General features: G+C 53.9%; 16 protein-coding genes. 13 read left to right on the plus strand and 3 right to left on the minus strand.

Features of this window, described 5'->3' with window-relative positions:
• Positions 1–23 precede the first annotated feature (23 nt).
• From ACRQU7_RS06305 to htpG, 12 genes are all read left to right on the plus strand, one after another.
• Entirely contained in the window at positions 24–2,243 is a 2,220-nt protein-coding gene (locus ACRQU7_RS06305; RefSeq protein WP_444644576.1) for a penicillin-binding transpeptidase domain-containing protein, read from the plus strand.
• Positions 2,244–2,273: 30 nt separating this feature from the next.
• A complete protein-coding gene (locus ACRQU7_RS06310) occupies positions 2,274–2,774 on the plus strand; it encodes a hypothetical protein (RefSeq protein ID WP_444644578.1) in 501 nt (166 codons plus the stop codon).
• A gap of 81 nt (positions 2,775–2,855) precedes the next feature.
• A complete protein-coding gene (mraY, locus tag ACRQU7_RS06315) occupies positions 2,856–3,863 on the plus strand; it encodes a phospho-N-acetylmuramoyl-pentapeptide-transferase (protein ID WP_444644580.1) in 1,008 nt (335 codons plus the stop codon).
• 236 nt (positions 3,864–4,099) lie between these two features.
• Positions 4,100–5,203, plus strand: a complete 1,104-nt coding sequence (gene ftsW / locus ACRQU7_RS06320) for a putative lipid II flippase FtsW (RefSeq protein WP_347562456.1) — start codon at positions 4,100–4,102, stop codon at positions 5,201–5,203.
• A 38-nt stretch (positions 5,204–5,241) separates the two neighbouring features.
• Positions 5,242–6,363, plus strand: coding sequence for an undecaprenyldiphospho-muramoylpentapeptide beta-N-acetylglucosaminyltransferase (gene murG / locus ACRQU7_RS06325; protein ID WP_444644582.1), 1,122 nt, complete (start codon positions 5,242–5,244; stop codon positions 6,361–6,363).
• A gap of 65 nt (positions 6,364–6,428) precedes the next feature.
• A complete protein-coding gene (gene murA, locus ACRQU7_RS06330; RefSeq protein WP_038323335.1) occupies positions 6,429–7,682 on the plus strand; it encodes a UDP-N-acetylglucosamine 1-carboxyvinyltransferase in 1,254 nt (417 codons plus the stop codon).
• A 23-nt stretch (positions 7,683–7,705) separates the two neighbouring features.
• Positions 7,706–8,662: a cell division protein FtsQ/DivIB gene (locus ACRQU7_RS06335; RefSeq protein WP_141827647.1), complete on the plus strand. Its 957-nt coding sequence runs from the start codon at positions 7,706–7,708 to the stop codon at positions 8,660–8,662.
• A gap of 172 nt (positions 8,663–8,834) precedes the next feature.
• Positions 8,835–9,926, plus strand: coding sequence for a cell division protein FtsZ (ftsZ, locus tag ACRQU7_RS06340; protein WP_038323336.1), 1,092 nt, complete (start codon positions 8,835–8,837; stop codon positions 9,924–9,926).
• A 313-nt stretch (positions 9,927–10,239) separates the two neighbouring features.
• Positions 10,240–11,163: a magnesium transporter CorA family protein gene (locus tag ACRQU7_RS06345; protein WP_038323337.1), complete on the plus strand. Its 924-nt coding sequence runs from the start codon at positions 10,240–10,242 to the stop codon at positions 11,161–11,163.
• A 92-nt stretch (positions 11,164–11,255) separates the two neighbouring features.
• Positions 11,256–11,786: a FumA C-terminus/TtdB family hydratase beta subunit gene (locus ACRQU7_RS06350; protein ID WP_038323339.1), complete on the plus strand. Its 531-nt coding sequence runs from the start codon at positions 11,256–11,258 to the stop codon at positions 11,784–11,786.
• A 2-nt stretch (positions 11,787–11,788) separates the two neighbouring features.
• Positions 11,789–12,964 (plus strand): cation diffusion facilitator family transporter, encoded by a 1,176-nt coding sequence (locus ACRQU7_RS06355; RefSeq protein ID WP_444644585.1) that lies wholly within the window; start codon positions 11,789–11,791, stop codon positions 12,962–12,964.
• A 123-nt stretch (positions 12,965–13,087) separates the two neighbouring features.
• On the plus strand, positions 13,088–14,971 hold the full coding sequence (gene htpG / locus ACRQU7_RS06360) for a molecular chaperone HtpG (RefSeq protein ID WP_444644587.1): 1,884 nt from the start codon (positions 13,088–13,090) through the stop codon (positions 14,969–14,971).
• Positions 14,972–15,338: 367 nt separating this feature from the next.
• On the opposite strand, the gene ACRQU7_RS06365 is transcribed toward htpG, so the two are convergent.
• The 3 genes from ACRQU7_RS06365 to ACRQU7_RS06375 are packed head-to-tail and all read right to left on the minus strand — an operon-like array spanning position 15,339 to position 20,047.
• On the minus strand, positions 15,339–17,894 hold the full coding sequence (locus ACRQU7_RS06365; protein ID WP_444644589.1) for a transglutaminase-like domain-containing protein: 2,556 nt from the start codon (positions 17,892–17,894) through the stop codon (positions 15,339–15,341).
• A gap of 17 nt (positions 17,895–17,911) precedes the next feature.
• Positions 17,912–19,099 carry a DUF58 domain-containing protein gene (locus ACRQU7_RS06370; RefSeq protein ID WP_444644591.1) on the minus strand — a complete coding sequence of 396 codons (1,188 nt, stop codon included), beginning with the start codon at positions 19,097–19,099 and terminating at the stop codon, positions 17,912–17,914.
• A gap of 9 nt (positions 19,100–19,108) precedes the next feature.
• A complete protein-coding gene (locus ACRQU7_RS06375; RefSeq protein ID WP_444645526.1) occupies positions 19,109–20,047 on the minus strand; it encodes an AAA family ATPase in 939 nt (312 codons plus the stop codon).
• Positions 20,048–20,201: 154 nt separating this feature from the next.
• Between ACRQU7_RS06375 and ACRQU7_RS06380 the strand changes: the two genes are divergently transcribed.
• Positions 20,202–20,924 carry an NAD-dependent protein deacylase gene (locus ACRQU7_RS06380; protein WP_444644593.1) on the plus strand — a complete coding sequence of 241 codons (723 nt, stop codon included), beginning with the start codon at positions 20,202–20,204 and terminating at the stop codon, positions 20,922–20,924.
• Positions 20,925–21,029 lie beyond the last annotated feature (105 nt).

The following is a 21,029-nucleotide window of genomic DNA, read 5'->3' on the forward strand; positions in this document are numbered from 1 at the left end:
ATAGTCTTTTTGGAGGAACAGCAATGGCAAAAGGGACGACAATCAGAATGTGGCGCCGTACGATCTTTGTGTTGGTCGTGCTGATCGCCGTCGGTTTCGGCGCGATTATTTTCAGTCTTGCCAGACTGCAGCTGGTGGAAGGGGAAAGCCTTCAGACCCGCGCGGTCGATCAGCAGCTGAAGGATACCTCCATCAGCGCCCAGCGCGGTACGATCTATGACTGCAATATGAAGCCGCTCGCCCAGAGCGCTACCGTGTGGAAGGTAGTGCTGGAGCCCGCGTTCATTACGGATAAGAACCGGGAAAAAATCGCGGACGGCCTGGCGAAGATTCTGAGCATGGACAAAAATGAAATCATCGAGCGCAGCAAGAAAAAAACATATTACGACGAGCTCAAGCGCAAGGTGGAAACGGATGTAAAGGATGAGGTCCTTAAGTTCAAGGCGGACAATGACATCGGCAGCGGAATCCGGCTGATCGAGGACTATAAAAGATATTACCCGTACGGAGCGTTCGCGGCTTCCGTTCTGGGCTTTACCGGTACGGACAGCCAGGGCCTTTACGGCATTGAAAAGCAGTACGACAGCTATCTGACCGGCGTGCCGGGAAAGCTGGTCACCGCGAAAAACGCCATCGGCACGGATATGCCCTTTCAGTATGAGCAGAAGGTGGAAGCGCAGAACGGTTCCAGCCTTGTGCTGACTATCGACGAGGTGGTGCAGCACTTCCTTGAAAAAAATCTGGAGGAAGGCGTTATCACCAACAAGGTCGGCAACCGCGCCTGCGCGATCGTCATGAATGTGAAGACCGGCGCGATTTTAGGGATGGCGGTCAAAGGGGACTTTGACCCGAACAATCCGTTTGTCGTGGCCGACCAGACAGAGGCCGCCCAGATTGCCGCGATGCCAGAGGGAAAAGAGAAAACCGCCGCGCTGAAAGCCGCGCAGGAAAAGCAGTGGAGAAACAAGTCGGTCAGCGACACTTATTATCCGGGCTCCGTTTTCAAGATGGTGACGGGCTCCTCCGCAATGGAAGAGGGCGTGGTCAATGAAAACTCGACCTTCTTCTGCAGCGGTTCCATCAAGGTATCCGACAGAACGATTCACTGCTGGAGGTCGTACGGCCACGGCAGCGAAACCTTTGTGCAGGGACTCTGCAATTCCTGCAACCCGGTTTTCGTACAGCTCGGCGAAAGGCTGGGCCCCGACAAATTCTTTAAGTACTTTACCGCGTTCGGCCTGACTGCCAAGACGGGCATCGATCTGCCCGGCGAGTCGCGCAGCATTTATTATACCGCCGCGCAGCTGAACCCCGTGGAGCTTGCCACGGAATCCTTCGGTCAGAACTTCAGTATTACGCCTATTCAGATGATTACCGCGGCCGCCGCGGTCGCCAACGGCGGTTACATGGTGCAGCCCCATGTGGTCAGTCAGATTATCGACGCCGACGGCAATATCGTGAAATCCGCCGATACAACGCCGAAGCGTCAGGTGATTTCCACCGACATTTCCCAGCGCATGTGCAAAATTCTGCAGACCAACGCCACCATCGGCACGGCGAAAAACGGTTATCTGCCCGGCTACCGCGTCGGCGGAAAGACCGGTACGTCCCAGAAGATGGATGTGTTCCAGAAGACCGGAACCATGCAGTACATCGCGTCCTATCTGGGCTTTGCCCCCGCGGACGATCCGCAGGTAGCCATGCTGGTGTTCTTTGACGAACCGCACGGCGACAGCTACTACGGCGCCGCCGTAGCCGGCCCTGTTTTCTCCAGAACGATGGAGGAAATCCTGCCGTACCTCGGCGTGGAACGCAAATATACCGATTCGGAGCTGGCTAAGCTTGACGTAAACGCTCCGGACGTTGTGGGAAAGACCATTACAGAAGCCAAAGCGGAGCTGGCCAAGATGAAGCTGACGCCGAAGGTTTACGGAAGCGGGGACAAAATTGTTTCTCAGGTTCCGGAACCGGGCAAAACCATTCCGCAGAACGGTACGGTGGTGCTGTTTACGGACGATTCGGGTTCCAGCAAAACGGTCACGGTGCCGAAGCTGACCGGGCTTTCCCTTTCCGCCGCCAACAAGAAGGCCGCGGACGCGGGAATCAATATCAGTATCTCCGGTGCGGCGCTGACCAACGGGACCAACCCGGTATCCAATTCTCAGAGTATTGCCGAGGGCACCAAGGTGGCGCCCGGAACAGTGGTAACCGTCGGATTTATAGAGCCGAATCAGGTGGAGTAAGTAATCATTTAGAGCAGGGGGATGACAAATTTGGCAAACTTTCATTCAGGGAAAAAGCTGATTGCTGTAAGCGATAAAAAGGGGCATACTATTTCGGTGCTGAACGATATTCTGGCTTTCTGCGGCCACGAAAATTATTTGCTCGCGCCGGTGGGGGAAAGTGTTCCGAAAGATGTGCAGCCCACGGTTCTGCTTCTCTGCGACGCCCAGAGCCCGGCCGCCGACGGATTTGCGGTCTGCGTGGCGGACTACGCCTTTTCCGCCATGCCTGAAATCGCCGCCCTGAAGCCGCTTACTTATTCCACGGTCAGCGACAGCGCAGACTTTACGGCGAGAAATATCCGGAAGCTTCCGGAAGGGTTTGCCGCCTTTGAAATGATCGGGGTCGGCGTGATCGGCCGGGTCAGGCTCGCGGCCGACAGTCTGGACTGGGTCGGTCCCGCGCTGGCCGCCGCCGCGGCGGCGATTGCCTGCGGGATTTCGTTTGCCGAGGTGCTCGACGCGCTGAACAGCCTTAAAATCGGGGATTAAAAAAACAGAAGAATTATGGTATAATATAATGCCCGTGCTCTGTGTGCGGGCGACAACGATAAAAAGGTGGAGTCAGAACATATGAACTCGGTTTGGATCATTTCCGCGGTTATTCTTTCCTTTGGAATCACCGCTCTGCTGGGCAGATGGATGGTACCTTTTCTGCACAGGATCAATTTCGGCCAGACGATCCGTGAGGTCGGCCCCAAGTGGCACCAGAAGAAGAACGGTACCCCGACGATGGGCGGCTTTATGTTTATGATCGGGATTGTCGCTGCCGTTCTGGTCTGTGTGCCGCTTTATTACAGCGTGACCGAAAAGAATTCCCTGGAAATGATGATGAGGACGAAGGTTTTCGGCGGCCTGCTGATGGCGATCGGCTTTGGGGCGGTCGGATTTTTCGACGATTATATCAAGGTTGTCAAGAAGCGCAACCTGGGACTGAACGTGCGGCAGAAGCTCGTTCTGCAGTTTATCATCGCGGCCTCCTATCTCTATTCGCTGCGCCTGGCCGGAAGCACCTCCGCTACGCTGATTCCGTTTGTGGGCAGCGTTGATCTGGGGGTCTGGTACTGGGTCATCGCGCTGCTCGGCATTGTCGGTATGGTGAACGCCGTCAATTTCACGGACGGCATCGACGGGCTGAACGCCACGGTTACTTTTTTCGTAAGTATCTTTTTCATGCTGATCTCCGGCATGATCGGCATTCACGGCATGAGTATTTTTGCCGCCGCCGCCGCGGGAGGGTGCCTCGGCTTCCTGATCTGGAATATGAACCCGGCGAAGGTCTTTATGGGGGACACCGGCTCGCTTTTCCTGGGCGGAATCGTGTGCGCTCTGGGCTTCGGGCTGAATCTCCCGATTTTGATTTTGCCGCTCGGTATTATTTATATCTGCGAAATTCTTTCCGTTGTGCTTCAGGTGTCTTACTTTAAGGCAACGCACGGAAAGCGGCTCTTTAAAATGAGCCCGATTCATCATCACTTTGAAATGTGCGGATGGGGAGAACTGAAAATCTGCCGTGTGTTCGGCCTTGTGACGGTGCTGTTCGGCATCGGCTCCGCCCTTCTCGTATATTATGGATTTTGACCGAATATTTTCGCTGCGCGTGAGCAGTATTTAATTATGACAAATATTTTGTTTCGCATATGCTTAAATAGACTGGAATGCACACCCTGAGATGGAAAAAGGGGGATACCATGACGAGAACAAAAGAAAAAGACCATACCGCCCCCCGCGGTGCCCGGAAAAAAGAAGAGGATACCAGGGAGTCGGTACCAAACGGAATCCGGAAAAAGTTCCGGATCTTTTCCGTACGTTCAGGCATGGATATGCCCTTTTTGTTTTTGATTCTCACCCTGCTTGTCATCGGTTTGGTGATGCTCTTTTCGGCGAGCTATGCCAACGCGTACTACCGCCATGGAAGCAGCTACTTCTTTATCAGCCGTCAGGCTGTTTTTGCGGTTCTGGGTGTTACCGCAATGATTTTTATCTCGTATTTCGACTATCATCATCTGCACAAGTTCGCCATTCCCTTTCTGCTTCTGTCCTTTATGATGCTGGCCCTTGTGCTTTTTATGCCGCGAATCAACGGCGTTCACCGCTGGATCGATCTGGGCCCGTTAGGGCAGTTCCAGCCGTCAGAGCTCGCCAAATTCGCGGTGATACTGGTGTTTTCCCACCTGATTTCCCTCAATTTTAAGCGGATGGATACCTTTCGGTACGGCGTTCTGCCGTATATTTTGATTCTTGGCGCCACAGTCGGCCTGCTGGTGCTGGAACCCCATATTTCCGCGACGGTCATCATGGTGCTTCTGGCCGGGGTAATGCTGTTTATCGGCGGGGTTCGCCTGCGCTGGTTCGGGCTTGCGTTCGGCGGCGCCGGCGCGGCGGTCGCTTATCTGGTTCTGTTCACACAGAAATTCAGCTACGCCAACGACCGTATCGTCGCCTGGCTGGACCCTTTTTCCACGGCGAGCAAGGCGATTATGGAGGACACCTGGCAGACGCGGCAGTCGCTTTACGCAATCGGCTCCGGCGGCCTGCTCGGACTGGGGCTCGGCCAGTCAAGACAGAAATATCTGTATCTGCCCGAACCGCAGAACGACTTCATATTTGCGATCGTCTGTGAGGAGCTGGGCTTTATCGGTGCGCTGATCATCATCATCCTGTTTGCCATGCTGGTCTGGCGCGGCATCACCATTTCGCTCAAGGCCAAGGACAAATTCGGCATGCTGCTCGGGATCGGACTGGTCGTTCAGGTCGGACTTCAGGTGGTCCTGAATATCGCCGTTGTGACCAACACCATTCCGAACACCGGTATCAGTCTGCCGTTCTTCAGCTACGGGGGCACGTCGCTGGTTATCCTGCTGGCGGAGATGGGAATCGTGCTTTCCATCTCGCGAACGTCGGCGATTGAAAAAACTTAGCACCCGCCATTGGCGGTCAATATAAAAGGGGTATTGCCATGAAAGTTCTATTTGCCGGCGGCGGCACCGCGGGGCATATCAACCCGGCGCTTGCCATTGCCGGGTATCTTCGTGAAAAGGAGCCGGACGCACAGATTCTTTACGTCGGCGCGAAAGGCGGTATGGAGGAACGGCTGGTTCCCGCCGCGGGTTTCGACTTTGAGAGTATCACCATTTCCGGCTTTCAGCGCAAGCTTAGCTGGAAAAACATCAAAAAGAACGTAAAGACCGTGGTCCATGTTTTCACTTCGAGCCGGGAAGCCCGCAAAATCATTCGGGAGTTTCAGCCCGATCTCTGTGTGGGTACCGGCGGCTATGTGGCCGGGCCGGTCCTGCGCGAAGCGATGAAAATGAAAATTCCGGCGGTCATCCACGAACAGAACGCGTTTCCGGGCGTGACCAATAAAATGCTTTCCAAACACGCGGACAGAACGATGCTCGCGGTATTGGACGCTCAGAAATATCTTGACCCGACGGCCAGATGCGTGCTTACCGGCAACCCGGTAAGACAGGCCGTCATCCGCGCGAACCGGGAGGGATCCCGCAAAGTGCTGCACCTGGACGAGCGTCCGATGATCCTTTCGTTTGGCGGAAGCCTTGGCGCCCGTAAAATCAACGAGGCCGTTGCCGACCTGCTTGTCAAAAGCGCCCGGACGGACCGTTTCCAGCATATCCACGGCTACGGCCAGTGGGGCGGATGGTTCCCCGACCTGCTGAAAGAAAAGGGGCTGAATCTGTCGGAGCATCCCCGTATCGATGTCCGGGAATATATCAATAATATGCCCGAATGCCTTGCCGCCGCGGACCTTGTGATCTGCCGCGCGGGAGCAATTTCTCTCAGCGAGCTGCAGGCGCAGGGGAAAGCGGCTATTCTGATTCCGTCGCCCAATGTGGCGGAAAATCATCAGTATCACAACGCAATGGCCATGGTCAGCCGCAAAGCGGCCGCCATTTTAGAGGAAAAAGATCTTTCCGGCCCGGCCCTGTGCAAAATGGTGGACGACCTTTTCCAGCAGCCGGAAACCATCCGGTCGCTGGGGGAAAACGCGCACAGTATGGCGATTCTTGATACCAATGAACGAATTTACAAAATCATGAAAGAGGTATTGGCAGGCACCTGAGAAAGCAATTCACAGCAGAACAAAAGACCGCATAGTATGTGATTAGACTATGTGGGGGTGTTGTTATGTCAGAGCTTTTAATACAGGGACCGAATAAATTACAGGGTGAAATCCATATCCACGGCGCAAAAAACAGCACATTGCCTCTTATGGCGGCTTCTTTACTCTGTAGTGGCCAGTGCATACTACATAATTGTCCTATTTTGTCGGATGTGGACACATCCTTAAAAATTCTGCGATACCTTGGCTGCCATGTGGAACGCTCCGGCAGCGACGTGACCATTGACCCGAGCAGTGCGAATGAATATGAGATTCCGGACCTTCTGATGCGTGAAATGCGCTCTTCCATTGTTTTTTTGGGGGCGATCGTCAGCCGGATGGGCAAAGCGGAGCTTTCCTTCCCCGGCGGCTGTGAGCTTGGCCCCAGACCCATTGACCTGCATCTTCTGGCACTGCGGAAAATGGGAGTCATTATCAACGAAGACCACGGCTGCCTGAAATGCAGCGCGCCGAACGGGATTCAGGGTGCCTGTATCAATCTGTCGTTCCCAAGCGTGGGGGCGACGGAGAATATTATCATCGCGGCCAGCCGCGCAAAGGGGACTACGGTCATCACCAACGCGGCGCGTGAACCCGAAATCTGGGATCTGGCCGATTTTCTGAATTCCTGTGGCGCTAAAGTCCAGGGAGCCGGAGAAAGCACCGTCGTGATCGAAGGAGTCACAGGCCTGACCGGGTGTGAACACAACGTGATTCCCGACCGCATCGCGGCGGCAACCTATTTAACGGCGGCTGCGATTACCGGCAGCACGCTCACGGTTGCCAGTGTGATCCCCCAACATATTTCCCCCGTTATCCCCGTTTTTGAAGAGTGCGGGTGCCAGATCGATATTCTGGATCGCAACATTAAAATAACGGCGCCGAAAAGGCTGGGAAGAGTCAAAAGCATCCGGACGATGCCGTACCCCGGGTTCCCGACCGACGCACAGGCGCCGGTGATGGCAATGACCACGCTGGCAGACGGCACCAGTATTTTTGTTGAAAATATTTTTGAAAGCCGCTATAAGCATGTCGGAGAGCTGATGCGCCTGGGAGCCAACATCAAGGTGGAAGGGCGCGTCGCGATCGTCGAGGGAGTCAGCCGGCTGTCGGGCGCACCGGTGGAGGCCGCGGACCTGCGCGGCGGAGCCGCCCTGGTTGTAGCGGGGCTTGCGGCGCAGGGCACCACGCTGATTTCCGGTTTGAAGCATCTGGACCGCGGCTACGAGAGCATTGAAAAGAGCCTGGCTATGCTGGGAGCGGACATTAAAAGAATTTAATCCCACTACCGGAGGAATTACAAATGGACAGGAACCGAAAAAACAGGAAGGATGCCATCCCGCGCGTCTACGACAAGAAAAGCGGGGAATACCGTCCTGTCTCCGAATGGGAAGAACAGGGTGCGGGCGGGCGAGGCGGCGCAAAATACGCTTCGCCGAAACGCAGGGCGGATAACCGGAAAAGGCGCAGGCGACGGTTCCTTCTGCTGTTTTACATTTTCCTGTTTCTTACGGTGATTGTGGGGGCGGTTGTTGTTTCTCTGACCGTCCTGTTTAAAATAGAGACCATAGAGGTTGCCGGGACCTCCCGCTATCCGGCACAGGCGATTGTGCAGGCGGGAGGAATCCAAAAAGGGGAAAATCTTTTCCTTGCCCATACCAGAAGCGCGGCGGCCGCTATCCAGCAAAAGCTGCCGTATATCGGCAAGGCGAAGGTTTCCCGGCGCCTTCCCGCCAAAATTGTGATCGAGGTAACGGAGGAAGCCGTTTCCGGCGCAATCGAGTATAAGGGAAAATACGCGGTGGTCAGCGCAAACGGCAAGGTGCTTGAGCTGGCGCAAAAGATGCCGGAAAGCTGCACCGCCATCAAGGGGCTTTCGCTTTCCAAAGCCGAGGTCGGGAAAGCCGTCGTTTACGCGGACGCTTCCCAGAAAGAGACCTTTCAGAGCCTCAGCGCCGCGATCAGCGGCAACAAGTTTGAAAAAATTACAGAGATGGATTTCAGCAATCCATACAAAATCCAGGTTGTCTACGATGGACGCATCATTATGAACCTAGGCCTGTCGTCCGATCTGGATTATAAACTCCGTTTTGCAAAAAGTATTTTCGATGCGGGAAAAATCAAGGACAACGAACGGGGCACGCTGAATCTTTCCGTAGCGGTGGAAGACAACAACGCCTTCTTTGATCCCAGCTATTCGGCTTCCTCTCCCGCGTCCTCCTCCACAGCGAGTCAGCCTTCACAAAATAGCAGTGGATAATTCTTATAATGAATATTAATATTCATGAATTATACTATACTGAATAAGATAGAATTTTATTGAAATTGTGACCGATAAGTGTTAAATTAATATTATAGAAAAATAATAATGTTTGCAGCCGCGGCAGCCCGCCGGGCGCGAATATAGACGTATATTAAGGGGGATGCAGCACATGTCTTTCGAGATTGACAATGACTTTGACAACATTGTGCAGATTAAAGTAATCGGTGTGGGCGGCGGCGGCGGAAACGCGATTGACCGCATGGTCACTATGGGCGTTCAGGGCGTTGAGTTTATCAGTGTAAATACCGACAAACAGGCGCTTTACCGTTCCAAGGCCACACAGAAAATACAGATCGGGGAAAAAGTCACGCACGGAAAGGGCGCGGGTTCCAAGCCGGAAATGGGGCAGAAGGCCGCGGATGAAAGCCGCGAAGCCATCGCAGCCGCCATCAGGGGCAGCGATATGGTTTTCATCACCGCCGGTATGGGCGGCGGGACAGGCACCGGCGCCGCACCGATTGTCGCGGAGATTGCGCGCGACATGGGCGTGCTGACCGTTGGAATTGTGACCAAGCCCTTTGATTTTGAGGGCCGGCGCCGTATGGAGCAGGCCGAAAACGGAATTACCGCCCTGCGTGAGCATGTGGACTCCCTTGTTGTCATCCCGAATGAAAGACTGAAGCTGGTCAGCGAACAGCGCATCACCCTTATCAATGCATTCTCCATTGCCGACGATGTTCTCCGTCAGGGCGTACAGAGCATTTCGGATCTGATTAAGCTGCCCGGCCTTGTCAACCTGGACTTTGCGGACGTCACCGCGGTCATGAAGGACGCCGGCTACGCGCACATGGGCGTGGGCAGGGCTTCCGGCAAGGATAAAGCGGCAACCGCCGCCAATATGGCGATTTCCAGCCCGCTTCTCGAAACCGCTATCAACGGCGCCAAGGGCGTCATTATCAATATTACCTCTTCGCCGGACATCGGTCTGGATGAAATTGAGACTGCCTCCTCCATGATTGCCGAACAGGCGCATCAGGATGCCAATATTATCTGGGGCGCGGCGTTCGACGAAAACATGGACGACGAAATGAGCGTTACGGTCATCGCCACGGGCTTTGCCACCACCAACGGAACGGTTTTCCCTTCGGACAAGCCGGAGCAGGACGCCAAACGGGACGAGCCCGCAAAGCCGGTCAGCAAGCCCAACCCGATCGACGACGAGGACTTCACCGACATCATGTCGATTTTCAACCGCAAATAAGTGAAACAGTACATAGCGGTCTTCCGGCGGATACGTTTTCGTATCCGCCGTTTTTTGCTTTCTATCCAAAATACACGATAAAATCCGGTAGGAATTGCCCTAATTCATTCAAAATGAGCCATGTAGAGCATTTTAGAACAGATTTGAACAAATATTGCTCAAAATACCCCGATTGCTCTTGTAATCTCCTGATATTGTGTTATAATAGCTTTTGGAATAAAGACATCCAAATTTGAACATACTGGGGGTGGCATTGTGAAACCTGACCCTTTAAGTCGACATTTCATTCAATTTCATAAAGGAGATGAGCGCAATGCTATCCTATTACAAGACGATCAACGGTCACATCTCGCCGATTCCTTCCTGTGAACCCGGGTGCTGGATCAACTGTGTGGCGCCGGACGACGAGGAAATCAACAGCCTGATTGCCGACTTTCAGATTGAACCGGATTTCTTCCGCGCGGCCATGGACGAAGAGGAATCCTCCCATATCGACAAGGAAGACGAGAGCACGCTGATCATCATCGATATCCCGGTGATTGAAAAGGCCGGTAAAAATATTACGTACACTACCACGCCGGTCGGTATTATTCTGACGGAAAAAAATGTGATCACCGTTTCCACCAAGGAAAATCCGATTATCAATGAATTTTCGGAGGACGTTGTCAAGGGCGTTCAGACCAACATGAAAACCCGCTTTGTCCTTCTTTTTATGCTACGCGTCGCGTCGCGGTATCTGCAATACTTAAAACAGATTGATAAGATCAGCAACTTTGTGGAACGGGAGCTCCGCAAATCCATGAAGAATTCCGAGCTGATTCAGCTTCTGGATATTGAAAAATCCCTGGTGTACTTTTCTTCTTCGCTCAAAGCGAATGAAATTACCATTGAAAAAATCATGCGCGGCCGCGTCGTCAAGCTTTACGACGACGATCAGGATCTGGTCGAGGATGTGCTGATAGAAGTCAAACAGGCAATCGAAATGTCGAATATCCACCTCAACATTCTGTCGGGTACCATGGACGCCTTTGCTTCCGTGATTTCCAACAATCTGAACATCGTCATGAAGGTTCTGGCTTCCCTCACCCTCCTGATTTCCATCCCGACCGTTATTTCGGGTGTTTACGGCATGAATGTGAGCGGGATTCCGCTGACGAATTTCTGGTTCCCGGTATCGCTTTCCCTGGTCTGTATGGGGATTGCCTATTTGATACTGAGAAAGAAAAATATGTTTTAATTGATTCCGGTATATGCTATAATAAATGAGAATAAAATAAATTGGTAGGGAACTGTATTACAGTTCCCTATTCTGATAGTTGTGAGGTTAGCATGGACAGACTGCAAATTCATACGAACGATATGGCACAGGCCGCCAAAACACTGCGCGCGGGCGACAGGATTTTGTTGAGCGGTACGATTTACACGGCGCGCGACGCCGCGCATAAGCGGCTTTTCGCCATGCTTGACAGTGGGGAGCCGCTCCCGTTCGAGCTGAAAAACGCCGCGATTTATTACGCCGGGCCGACACCAGCGCCGGAGCACCTGCCGATCGGCGCGTGCGGGCCGACCACTTCCTCGCGCATGGATGTGTTTGCGCCCCGCCTGCTGGACCTGGGGCTGAAATGCATGATCGGCAAGGGCGGCCGCTCCCCGGAGGTGGTCGACGCCATCCGGCGCAACCAGGCGGTGTACCTGTGCGCGATCGGGGGCGCGGGGGCGCTTGCGGCAAAATGTGTCCGTTCCGTCAAGGTCCTTGCGTTTGAGGACCTTGGCTGTGAATCCGTGAAAGAGCTGCAGATAGAGGATTTTCCGCTGTTTACGGCAATCGACTGCTGTGGAGGCAGCCTTTTTGAGGTGTAGCTATGTTTCAGTTTTTAATTCGCTTGTTTGTGAAGGATTATCAGAAAACGGACGACAGCAAGGTGAGGGAACGGTACGGGAAATTTTCCGGCGCGGTCGGGATTGTGACGAATATCCTGCTGTTCCTTATGAAGATCACAACAGGAATTCTTTTTCACAGCATCGCGATCACCGCGGACGCCATCAACAACCTGTCGGACTCCGGCTCGGCCATCGTTACTCTGGTCGGCTTTAAAATGGCGGGAAAGCCCGCCGATGAAGAGCATCCGTACGGCCACGCGCGCATTGAATATCTTTCCGGCCTGATTGTGTCGTTTGCCATTCTGATGGTCGGCTTTCAGCTGGTTCAGAGCTCCTTCGATAAAATTCTGAACCCGGAGGATGCCGAATTCAGTCTGGTTTCCATCGGCGTGCTGATTTTGTCGGCTTTGATCAAGCTGTGGCAGTGCCTGTTCTATAAAAAGGTCGGCAGTACCATCGACTCCACTACCGTTTCCGCCAACGCGGCGGACAGCCTGAACGATGTATTTTCCACCCTGTCCGTTCTGGCCGGTATCCTGATCACTTATTTTACGGGCTTTAACCTTGACGGATATATGGGCGTGATCGTTGCCCTGCTCATTATGATTACGGGCGTCCGGCTGATTGTCGAAACCAGCAATCCGCTTTTGGGGATGGCCCCCACCAAAGAACTGGTGGATGAAATCTACGCCAAAATCATGAGCTACGACGGGATTCTGGGGATACACGACCTGAACGTCCACAATTACGGACCCATGCGCTGCTTTGCCTCCGTTCACTGCGAGGTCTCCGCCGGACAGGATATTATGGTGAGTCATGATATCATCGACAATATAGAGCGCGACTTTCTCAGCGAAAAGGGAATCCACCTCGTGATCCACCTTGACCCGATTGTGACGGACGACGAGCGCACCAACCAATTGAAAAAGCAGGTTATGGAGATCATCAGGGGCATTTCTCCGGAAATCAGCATGCATGATTTTCGTGTGGTGTGGGGCACCACCCATTCCAATCTGATTTTTGACGTCTGCGTTTCCTTCGCGTTCCCCGTGAGCGACAGCGAGCTGACCCGGCGGATTACGGAGGAGATCAACAAGCTGGATCCGACCTATTTTGTGGTCCTTACCGTCGACCATAGCTATGTTCCGGAGCCATAATGTGCCGCCCGCAACAAAAAATTAACAATTCACCTACTTGCATTTTCCGAGGGCTTGTATTAAAATATTTTTAGCACTTAAAACCAGAGAGTGCTAAAATTGATGGACAGAGGTAGGTTGATTATGGCAGTAAAACAGTTTAAAGCGGAATCCAAGCGCCTTTTGGATTTGATGATTAATTCCATTTATACCCATCGCGAAATTTTTATGCGCGAGCTGATTTCCAATGCCAGCGACGCCATTGACAAGCTTTATTACCGGACGCTGAGCGACGGCGACACCGGACTGAACCGGGATGATTTCTGCATTCAGATTATTCCGGATAAAGAAAACCGTACGCTGACCATTACCGACAACGGCTGCGGCATGACGAAAGAGGAGCTGGAAAACAACCTTGGCACCATTGCCAAGAGCGGTTCTCTGAATTTCAAAAAAGAAAACGAGCAGAAGGAAGATATTGAAATCATCGGCCAGTTCGGGGTGGGCTTCTATTCCGCGTTCATGGTCAGCGAAAAGGTAACCGTCGTCAGCAAGCCGTACGGCATGGAAGAGGCCTACCGCTGGGAAAGCAGCGGCACCGCGGGCTACACGATGGAGCCCTGCGAAAAAGAAGGCCACGGCACCGAAATCATTCTGAAGATCAAGCCGAATACGGACGACAACAATTACGACGAGTATCTCGATTCCTATACCCTCCGGAACCTTGTCAAGAAATATTCCGATTACATCCGCTACCCCATTAAAATGGACGTAGAAAAAAGCCGTCTGAAAGAGGGCAGCAAGGATGAATACGAAACCTATTCCGAGAACGATACGCTGAACAGCATGGTTCCCATCTGGCGGAAAAATAAAAATGAGATCACCGAAGACGAGTACAATGAGTTTTACAAGAGCAAATTTATGGATTACGTCAATCCGATGAAGGTGATCCATTCCAGCACCGAGGGCACCGCAACCTATAATGCCCTGATGTTCATTCCCGCCAAGGCGCCGATGAATTTCTACACCCGCGATTATGAAAAGGGACTTCAGCTCTACTCCAACGGGGTGCTGATTATGGACAGGTGCGCGGACCTGCTGCCGGATTATTTCAGCTTTGTGCGCGGCCTTGTCGACTCTCAGGACCTTTCGCTGAATATTTCCCGCGAAATGCTGCAGCATGACCGCCAGCTGAAAATTATTGCCGGACGTCTGGAAAAGAAAATCAAGTCCGAGCTGGAAACGATGCTGGAAAACGAGCGTGAAAAATATGAGGAATTCTTCAAGAATTTCGGCCTGCAGCTGAAGTACGGTATTTATCAGGATTACGGCATGCATAAGGATGTCCTGCAGGACCTGCTGCTGTTCTACTCCTCCGGCGAAAAGAAGCTGGTCACGCTCAAGGAATATGTTTCCCGTATGAAGGAGGACCAGAAATATATTTACTACGCCTGCGGCGAAACCACGGATAAAGTGGATATGCTTCCGCAGACCGAGGCCTTGAAGGACAAGGGCTACGAAATCCTCTATCTGACCGACAATGTGGACGAGTTCGCCCTGCGGATGCTGATGAAGTATGATGACAAGGAGTTCCGCTCCGTTTCCGCCGACGACCTGGGACTGGAAACCGAGGAGGAAAAGAAGGAAGCCGCAAAGCAGGTGGAGGAGAACAAGGACCTTCTGACCTTTATGAAGGATTCCCTTGACGGCAAGGTCAAACAGGTGATCCTGTCGCAGAAGCTGAAAACACACCCGGTATGCCTTTCCACCGACGGCGCGATCTCTATCGAGATGGAAAAGGTGCTTAACGCCATGCCGACGGATGAGAAGGTCACGGCGCAGAGGGTGCTGGAAATCAACGCGAACCATCCGGTTTTCGCAAAGCTCCGCGAGCTTTACGAGAAGGATCAGGATACCTTAAGGGAATACGCTTCCCTGCTGTATACGCAGGCCCTGCTGATCGAGGGCGTCAGCATCGACGACCCGGTCGCGTTTTCCAATCAGATCTGCGGCCTGATGACAAAATAAACACCGACTAGGCCTTGTTTGTAAATTAAAAACCGACGGATTTTCGTGATAAAATTGTGCCTGACAAGGAAAAAAGCGCAGGAATACTGCCCGTATGCCGAGCATTTTTGACGCGGTCAGACGCGATTTTAGCCGAATAAGACAAGGCTCTTGATTTTACAAACAAGGCCTAATACCATCACAAAAATAACTGCAGCAATTCCATTTCGGCTTGCGGGACAAAACACGTTTCTTCCCCGCCGAAGGCGGGGGGAGAAACGCAATTTTGTTGCAGAATCAACTGAAAATGCTGTAATTATTTTACAAGCGAAAGCACCGGGGGCGGAATATCCATCCGCTCCCGGTGCTTTTCGATCGTTTTGCGCAGCTAAATCAAATTGTCCACATACTTGAATGCGAAGCGCTTTGCCCTCGGCAGGCGTCCGTAGCATTCGCGCGCCGTTTGCTCCGCATAGTCCGTCATCACTTTTCTTTCCTTTTCCGTGATTCCCTGACGGCTGAACCGGGCTTTCAGCGCGAGGCCGCTGATTTCCTCACTGATTTCTCCGCCGTATTCCGTGAGCTTTGTGAGATAGGCATAGACCGCGATTGCGGCCCTGTTGACGTCTGTGTGCGCAAATAATTTCAAACGGTGTGCTAGTGCGATTCTGCGCTTTAACGCCGTACAGGCAAGCAGAAGGGCAATAGAAGCGATGATAAGGACAAGCGGCAAAGTGGAATTGCTCAGATCCGGGGTTCCCTGCGGCCCCGCGCCGGGGGCGGAGCTTGCAAACGGAGACGATTCGGTTTGCGCGGGCTGGGAAGAAGCGGTTTCCGGTTCGCTCTGCACTGCGCTTTCCGCGGATGGATTGCTGGATTCCGTGCTGGGAACCGGGGGCTGATTTACCGGATTGTTGTCCTGCGTCAGATTCCGGGCCGGATTGAAACCGGGCGTGACGTCGAACGGTTGCCAGCCCAGCCCCGGGGAGTAAAGCTCCACCCAGGCGTGCGCCCGGCTGTCGGGGATATCCGCCCAGCCGTCGCTTCCCGCGTTCAGATAATCCCCGGTCGTGACGATATAGCCTTCCGCGTAGCGGGCCGGAACGCCCATGGCCCGCAGCATCACAGCGGCGGCGGTAGCAAAATGGACGCAGTAGCCCTCGTGGCTCTCCGACAGGAAATAGTCGGCGAAGTCCCTTCCCTTCGGCGGCTTTTTCGGCGAAAGGGTATAGTAACAGTGGTCGCTCAGATAGCTTTTGACCGCGTTGGCAATGCGGTCTACAGACGAATAAGAGTAGGAACTCGCTAAGTCCTGTACAAAGAATCCGTTCAGCCGCTCATCCTGCTTCATCAGGCTTACTGTCTTTTCTCTTGTACCCTGCGGCAGCTGCGTATATTTGCCGTACAGAAACAGCCGGTACTCCTGCTCCTTACTGATAAAGGTTTTGGTTTCCCCATCCAGTTTGTTCAGGAGATCATCGGGAAGCGTACTTTTGTAATAATCCGCAATATTAGTGGAATTCAGGCTGTCCAGTCTGCTCTGTGCGTTTAAATAATCGGCCGCGTCCCTTGTTCTGAACATGGAATTCGGGGCCAGCGTGAAAAGGATACTCCACGGAGCGGATCGGGTCGCCTCTTCCGACAGGGCGTATGCGTAAAAGCTGTATTGCCCGGTGCCGAAAAGAGCACCGGAGCGGATAAATGCGTCGTTGATAAACCGCACGCCCGAAATCTGCTGCGGGGTAGTGGTCAGGTTGTACGGCGCATAAATACATTGCTTTGCCGCCGCGATATTTTGAACCTGAAGCCCAAACGGCTGAAAGTCCGGGGTGTTTCCGCGGCGGGACAGGGAGGCGTACTGCCCGGATAGGTTCTGAACGTTCAGTCCGTCCAGCTTTTGGTTGATGCCGGTGTAGTCGGAATCCGGAAGCAGCTCCCAGCTTGAGCCGGTATAGACGCTTCCGGCAAAGCTTTTGAGGTAGAGGGGATACGGCTGGTCCGTCTTGACGCGCAGGGCGGTTTTTCCGGTAAATTCCACTTTTCCGGCGCCGGACAGGTCCACATGGGAAACGTTTCCGGCAAAGGCTTTGCCGCCGTTCAGAAAGGTGCCGTCCGTCGCGGTGTCGATCAGCTCCGTGCGCAGCTTTTCCGCCCCCTCGGGATGCCGGTAGCTCTGCGGGGGAAACGTGCCCATAATCAGCGCGAAGCTTATAAGGACCGCCGGAATCATCAGCAGGCCGCTTCGGGACGATACCGCGTCGTTTCTCACGGAAAAGCCCTTCGCCTTGGCGGAACGCTTCTTTTTTTCAGCGGACAGGCGCGTCAGTATCAGCAGCGTCCAGCAGAGAGACAGCAGAAGCACGGCGGGGAAATACGGCGTGATCGTAAAGGCCAGCGCCGCAAGCAAAAAGGGAAACGTGGACAAAAAGGCCAGCCAGAAGCTCTTCCGCTTGATGACGGCGTTGCTCATCAGGCCCGTGACGGGGAACAGCACAAACAGCACAAACAGCGTGCATAGCTGGGAATACTGCGCCGCCGGGGCCAAAACAAGGTAAATGGGGAATTCAAAGTCGGAATGCTCCGCGTAGGCGGTCATCATCCGGTTGACGGTGATGAGGAAGCCCTGAAAAATCAATTGGCGCAGGTACCAGACCGCCGCGCAGTACGCCAGACAAAAGACCAGCAGCAGCAGGGGCTGAAAGCGTTTAAAGGAATGGATCAGCGCGAATACGACGGTAAACAGCAGAGTGTAGGATAAAACCGTCAGGGGAAACACGGGGAGCGCGAAGGCGGAAATAAAACACCAGCCCGCGCCGAAAACGCCGGACAGAATCAGCATCAGCCGGAACACCGTGTTCCTTACGGGCGACGGAGTCTGTCCGCTCAGGCGGGGCGGGGAAATTTTCAGGCCGGGGGAATCCGGCAGATGATTTTCAGTATTCATGCGGCTCACCTGTTCCTTTATAGAATCAGGCCGGAAAGGCACTGCTGAATTTTTTCAGGATAGACCGTTACCACTTCCGCGTTCATCGCGCGCAGCGCGTCCGCCAGCCGGAGCTGTTCGTCGTCCGTTTCTGCTCCGACAGCCAGCACGGTGATCTTTTCCCCGTTCGGCCGGTCACAAAGCTCCGTAAGCGCTTCGGTCAGTTTTCCCGTGATATAAACGGCGTGAGAAAAGCTTCCGGCGTCCTGCTCCGTCTTGCTGCGGGACTTCAGGACATACGGCTCCTCGCGGTAGGACTGCGCGGAAAGCAGGCTGTTCAGCAGAGAGGCCAGATCCTCGTCGCTCTGAATCAGCGACGTATGCAGCCGGTCCTCTTCTTTTCCGTACCATTCGATTCGGTGGATGATCTGGTTTTCCGTAAAGAAATGCGATAAAGAGGCGGCTGTTTCCATCAGTGCGTCCAGCACCTCCCTGTCCGGCGAGAGCAGCTCCAGCAGCACAAGAATCCCGCTGTCGACCGGAAGGCCGAATTCCTTTACCATCAGCTCGTCCAGCTTGGAGCTGAGCTTCCAGTGGATGCTGCGCAGGCGGTCGCCGCTGCGGAACGCACGCACGTCGAAAATTTCAGACGGGTCGTCTCCCGGCTTTTCTTCCGAGTAGGTATTGCTTTCGGTGCCCGCGGCCGCCGTCATATCGATGGAAGAATCGATCGGATGCACCCGGGGAGCGATAAAGCATTCGGCCTGAAGGTCCGGTTTCCGGCTGATACGAAAAATTCCGAGTGGGTCATAGTACTGAAGCTGCGTCAGCTTTACCGAGACACGGCCGCAGTAACGGGACTGCATCCGGTATTCCGCGGTTTGCTCCGAGCGGGCGTTTACCGGCGTGAACAGGGTTTGCTCCTGCCTTTCGCCGCTGAGAGAGTTTACACAGGAGAAGTGCAGCTTTGCGCGGAGCAGGGGAAAGGCGGACGCGTTTTTCAGGGTAATATACAGAGAAAATTCCTGATTTTTGTACGGGGTGACATTCTGCGCCGCAAGCTCCGCCGTTATTTTGCGTACGGCGAGCACCAGAAACAGCCACGAGAAGAACGGCAGGATAAGAATCAGCACCAGCGTGAAGAAGGCCAGATATTCTTTAAAAAAGAGAAAGAACAGAATTGCGGCGGCAAGCACTGCGCAGTAGGCGGCACGACAGCGGAACATGGCGCGCCCCTATTTCTGCGCGACGGCGGGCGCGGGGACATCCCTTAAAATGTCCCTGAGCAGGCCGGCTGCGGTCACGTTGCCTATTTTCGCCTGGGGCTTCAGAATCATCCGGTGCTCCACCACGTCGGTGAAGACGGACTGCACGTCCTTCGGGACCACATAGTCCCTGCCGGAAAGATAGGCGTTCGCCTGCGCCATTTTGACGAGCGCGATGGAGCCGCGCGGGCTCGCGCCCAGCCGGATCAGGCCGTTTTCACGGGTCGCGCCCACCAGCCGGGCAATGTATGCGTACAGATCGTCTGAAAGGTAAACGGTGTCCGTCTCGTTCTGCATGGCGATGATTTCCCGCGCGTCGGCGGCTTTCCGGACCGATTCCAGCGGGTCCTCGCCCTGCTTGCGCTTCAAAATTTCCACTTCGTCGCGCAGCTCGGGGTACCCCATGGTCAGCCGCACCATAAAGCGGTCGAGCTGGGAATCCGGCAGCATCTGCGTGCCTACCGAGCCGATGGGGTTCTGGGTCGCAATCACGATATAGGGCTTCGGGGTGGGGTGGGCGATTCCGTCGACCGTGATGCTGCCCTCCTCCATGACCTCCAGAAGCGCGGACTGCGTCTTGCTGGAGGTACGGTTGATCTCGTCGGCCAGAAACAGGTTGCACAGCGCCGCGCCGGGCTTGTACTCCAATAAGCCGGTCGCCTTGTTGTAGATGGAAAATCCCGTTACATCGGTCGGCATTACGTCTGGCGTGAACTGGACCCGTTTGTAATCAAGGGACATTGCCTTGGAAAAGGCAAGGGCCAGCGTCGTTTTTCCAACGCCGGGGATGTCCTCCAGAAGGATATGTCCCTGCGCCAGAATCACCATCAGCACTTTCCGGACAATCACGTCTTTTCCGACCACTGCTTTTTTTACCTCGTTGATGATTCTCAAAGCCTTTTCCTGCATTTTCAAAGCCACCGCCCCGTCTTTATATTCTGTATTATTATAGTCGAAATCAATCTGTTATGCAAACCGGGTGTTTTTATTCCGGAAGAATTTTCTCTTGAAAAATTGCCGCCATAGGCGCAAAATAGAAAGAGCGAAGAATGGAGGATGTGTAATGGAACAGAATATTGAAAAGCTGCAGAGCATGATTGACGAGAGCAAACGCATCGTGTTTTTCGGAGGAGCCGGCGTTTCCACCGAAAGCGGAATCCCGGATTTCCGCAGCGTGGACGGACTGTACCACCAGCATTACCGCTATCCTCCCGAAACGATGCTGAGCCACAGTTTTTATGAAACGCATATGAAAGAATTTTACGATTTTTACCGGGCCAAGATGCTTTGCCTGACCGCAAAGCCGAACGCCGCCCACAGGAAGCTTGCCGAGCTGGAACGGGCGGGAAAACTGACCGCGGTGGTCACGCAGAATATCGACGGCCTGCATCAGACGGCGGGGAGCAAAACGGTCTACGAGCTGCACGGCTCCGTTCACCGCAACTACTGCCGGCGCTGCCATAAGCTTTACGACGCGGAATTCATCCTGAACAGCACGGGAATTCCGACCTGTACCTGCGGCGGCACCGTTAAGCCAGATGTGGTGCTGTACGAGGAAGGGCTTAATCAGCGCACGCTTTACGGCGCGGTAGAGGCGATCGAGCGCGCGGACATGCTGATCATCGGCGGGACCTCACTTGCGGTTTATCCGGCGGCAAGCCTGATCGACTACTACGGCGGGGATCGGCTGCTCCTGATCAACCGCACCAGTACCCCGCAGGACCGCAACGCCAATCTGGTGATTCAGGGCAGCATCGGCGAGGTGCTTGACAAAATCAAAGTGTGACATTAGAAGTTTGCCGCCTTTTGATCCTTGCCTCCCTCTGCGAGGGAGGTGGCGTGCCCGGCACGCCGGAGGGAGTAAAGCGGAAAAAAGCCCGGAAGAACATGA

Origin of the sequence: Caproiciproducens puteiluti (genome assembly GCF_052442865.1) — a bacterium.
In the GTDB taxonomy this organism is placed as follows: domain Bacteria; phylum Bacillota; class Clostridia; order Oscillospirales; family Acutalibacteraceae; genus Caproiciproducens.

What these genes read in the sequence shown, in the direction of transcription:
- mraY (WP_444644580.1), top strand. Translation starts at nt 2,856, where the DNA reads ATGAACTCGGTTTGGATCATTTCCGCGGTTATTCTTTCCTTTGGAATC.
- ftsW (WP_347562456.1), top strand. Translation starts at nt 4,100, where the DNA reads ATGGATATGCCCTTTTTGTTTTTGATTCTCACCCTGCTTGTCATCGGT.
- ACRQU7_RS06370 (WP_444644591.1), bottom strand. Translation starts at nt 19,099, where the DNA reads ATGTTCCGCTGTCGTGCCGCCTACTGCGCAGTGCTTGCCGCCGCAATT.
- ACRQU7_RS06365 (WP_444644589.1), bottom strand. Translation starts at nt 17,894, where the DNA reads ATGAATACTGAAAATCATCTGCCGGATTCCCCCGGCCTGAAAATTTCC.
- ACRQU7_RS06355 (WP_444644585.1), top strand. Translation starts at nt 11,789, where the DNA reads ATGTTTCAGTTTTTAATTCGCTTGTTTGTGAAGGATTATCAGAAAACG.
- ACRQU7_RS06345 (WP_038323337.1), top strand. Translation starts at nt 10,240, where the DNA reads ATGCTATCCTATTACAAGACGATCAACGGTCACATCTCGCCGATTCCT.
- murG (WP_444644582.1), top strand. Translation starts at nt 5,242, where the DNA reads ATGAAAGTTCTATTTGCCGGCGGCGGCACCGCGGGGCATATCAACCCG.
- ACRQU7_RS06375 (WP_444645526.1), bottom strand. Translation starts at nt 20,047, where the DNA reads ATGCAGGAAAAGGCTTTGAGAATCATCAACGAGGTAAAAAAAGCAGTG.
- murA (WP_038323335.1), top strand. Translation starts at nt 6,429, where the DNA reads ATGTCAGAGCTTTTAATACAGGGACCGAATAAATTACAGGGTGAAATC.
- ACRQU7_RS06380 (WP_444644593.1), top strand. Translation starts at nt 20,202, where the DNA reads ATGGAACAGAATATTGAAAAGCTGCAGAGCATGATTGACGAGAGCAAA.
- ACRQU7_RS06350 (WP_038323339.1), top strand. Translation starts at nt 11,256, where the DNA reads ATGGACAGACTGCAAATTCATACGAACGATATGGCACAGGCCGCCAAA.
- htpG (WP_444644587.1), top strand. Translation starts at nt 13,088, where the DNA reads ATGGCAGTAAAACAGTTTAAAGCGGAATCCAAGCGCCTTTTGGATTTG.
- ACRQU7_RS06335 (WP_141827647.1), top strand. Translation starts at nt 7,706, where the DNA reads ATGGACAGGAACCGAAAAAACAGGAAGGATGCCATCCCGCGCGTCTAC.
- ACRQU7_RS06305 (WP_444644576.1), top strand. Translation starts at nt 24, where the DNA reads ATGGCAAAAGGGACGACAATCAGAATGTGGCGCCGTACGATCTTTGTG.
- ftsZ (WP_038323336.1), top strand. Translation starts at nt 8,835, where the DNA reads ATGTCTTTCGAGATTGACAATGACTTTGACAACATTGTGCAGATTAAA.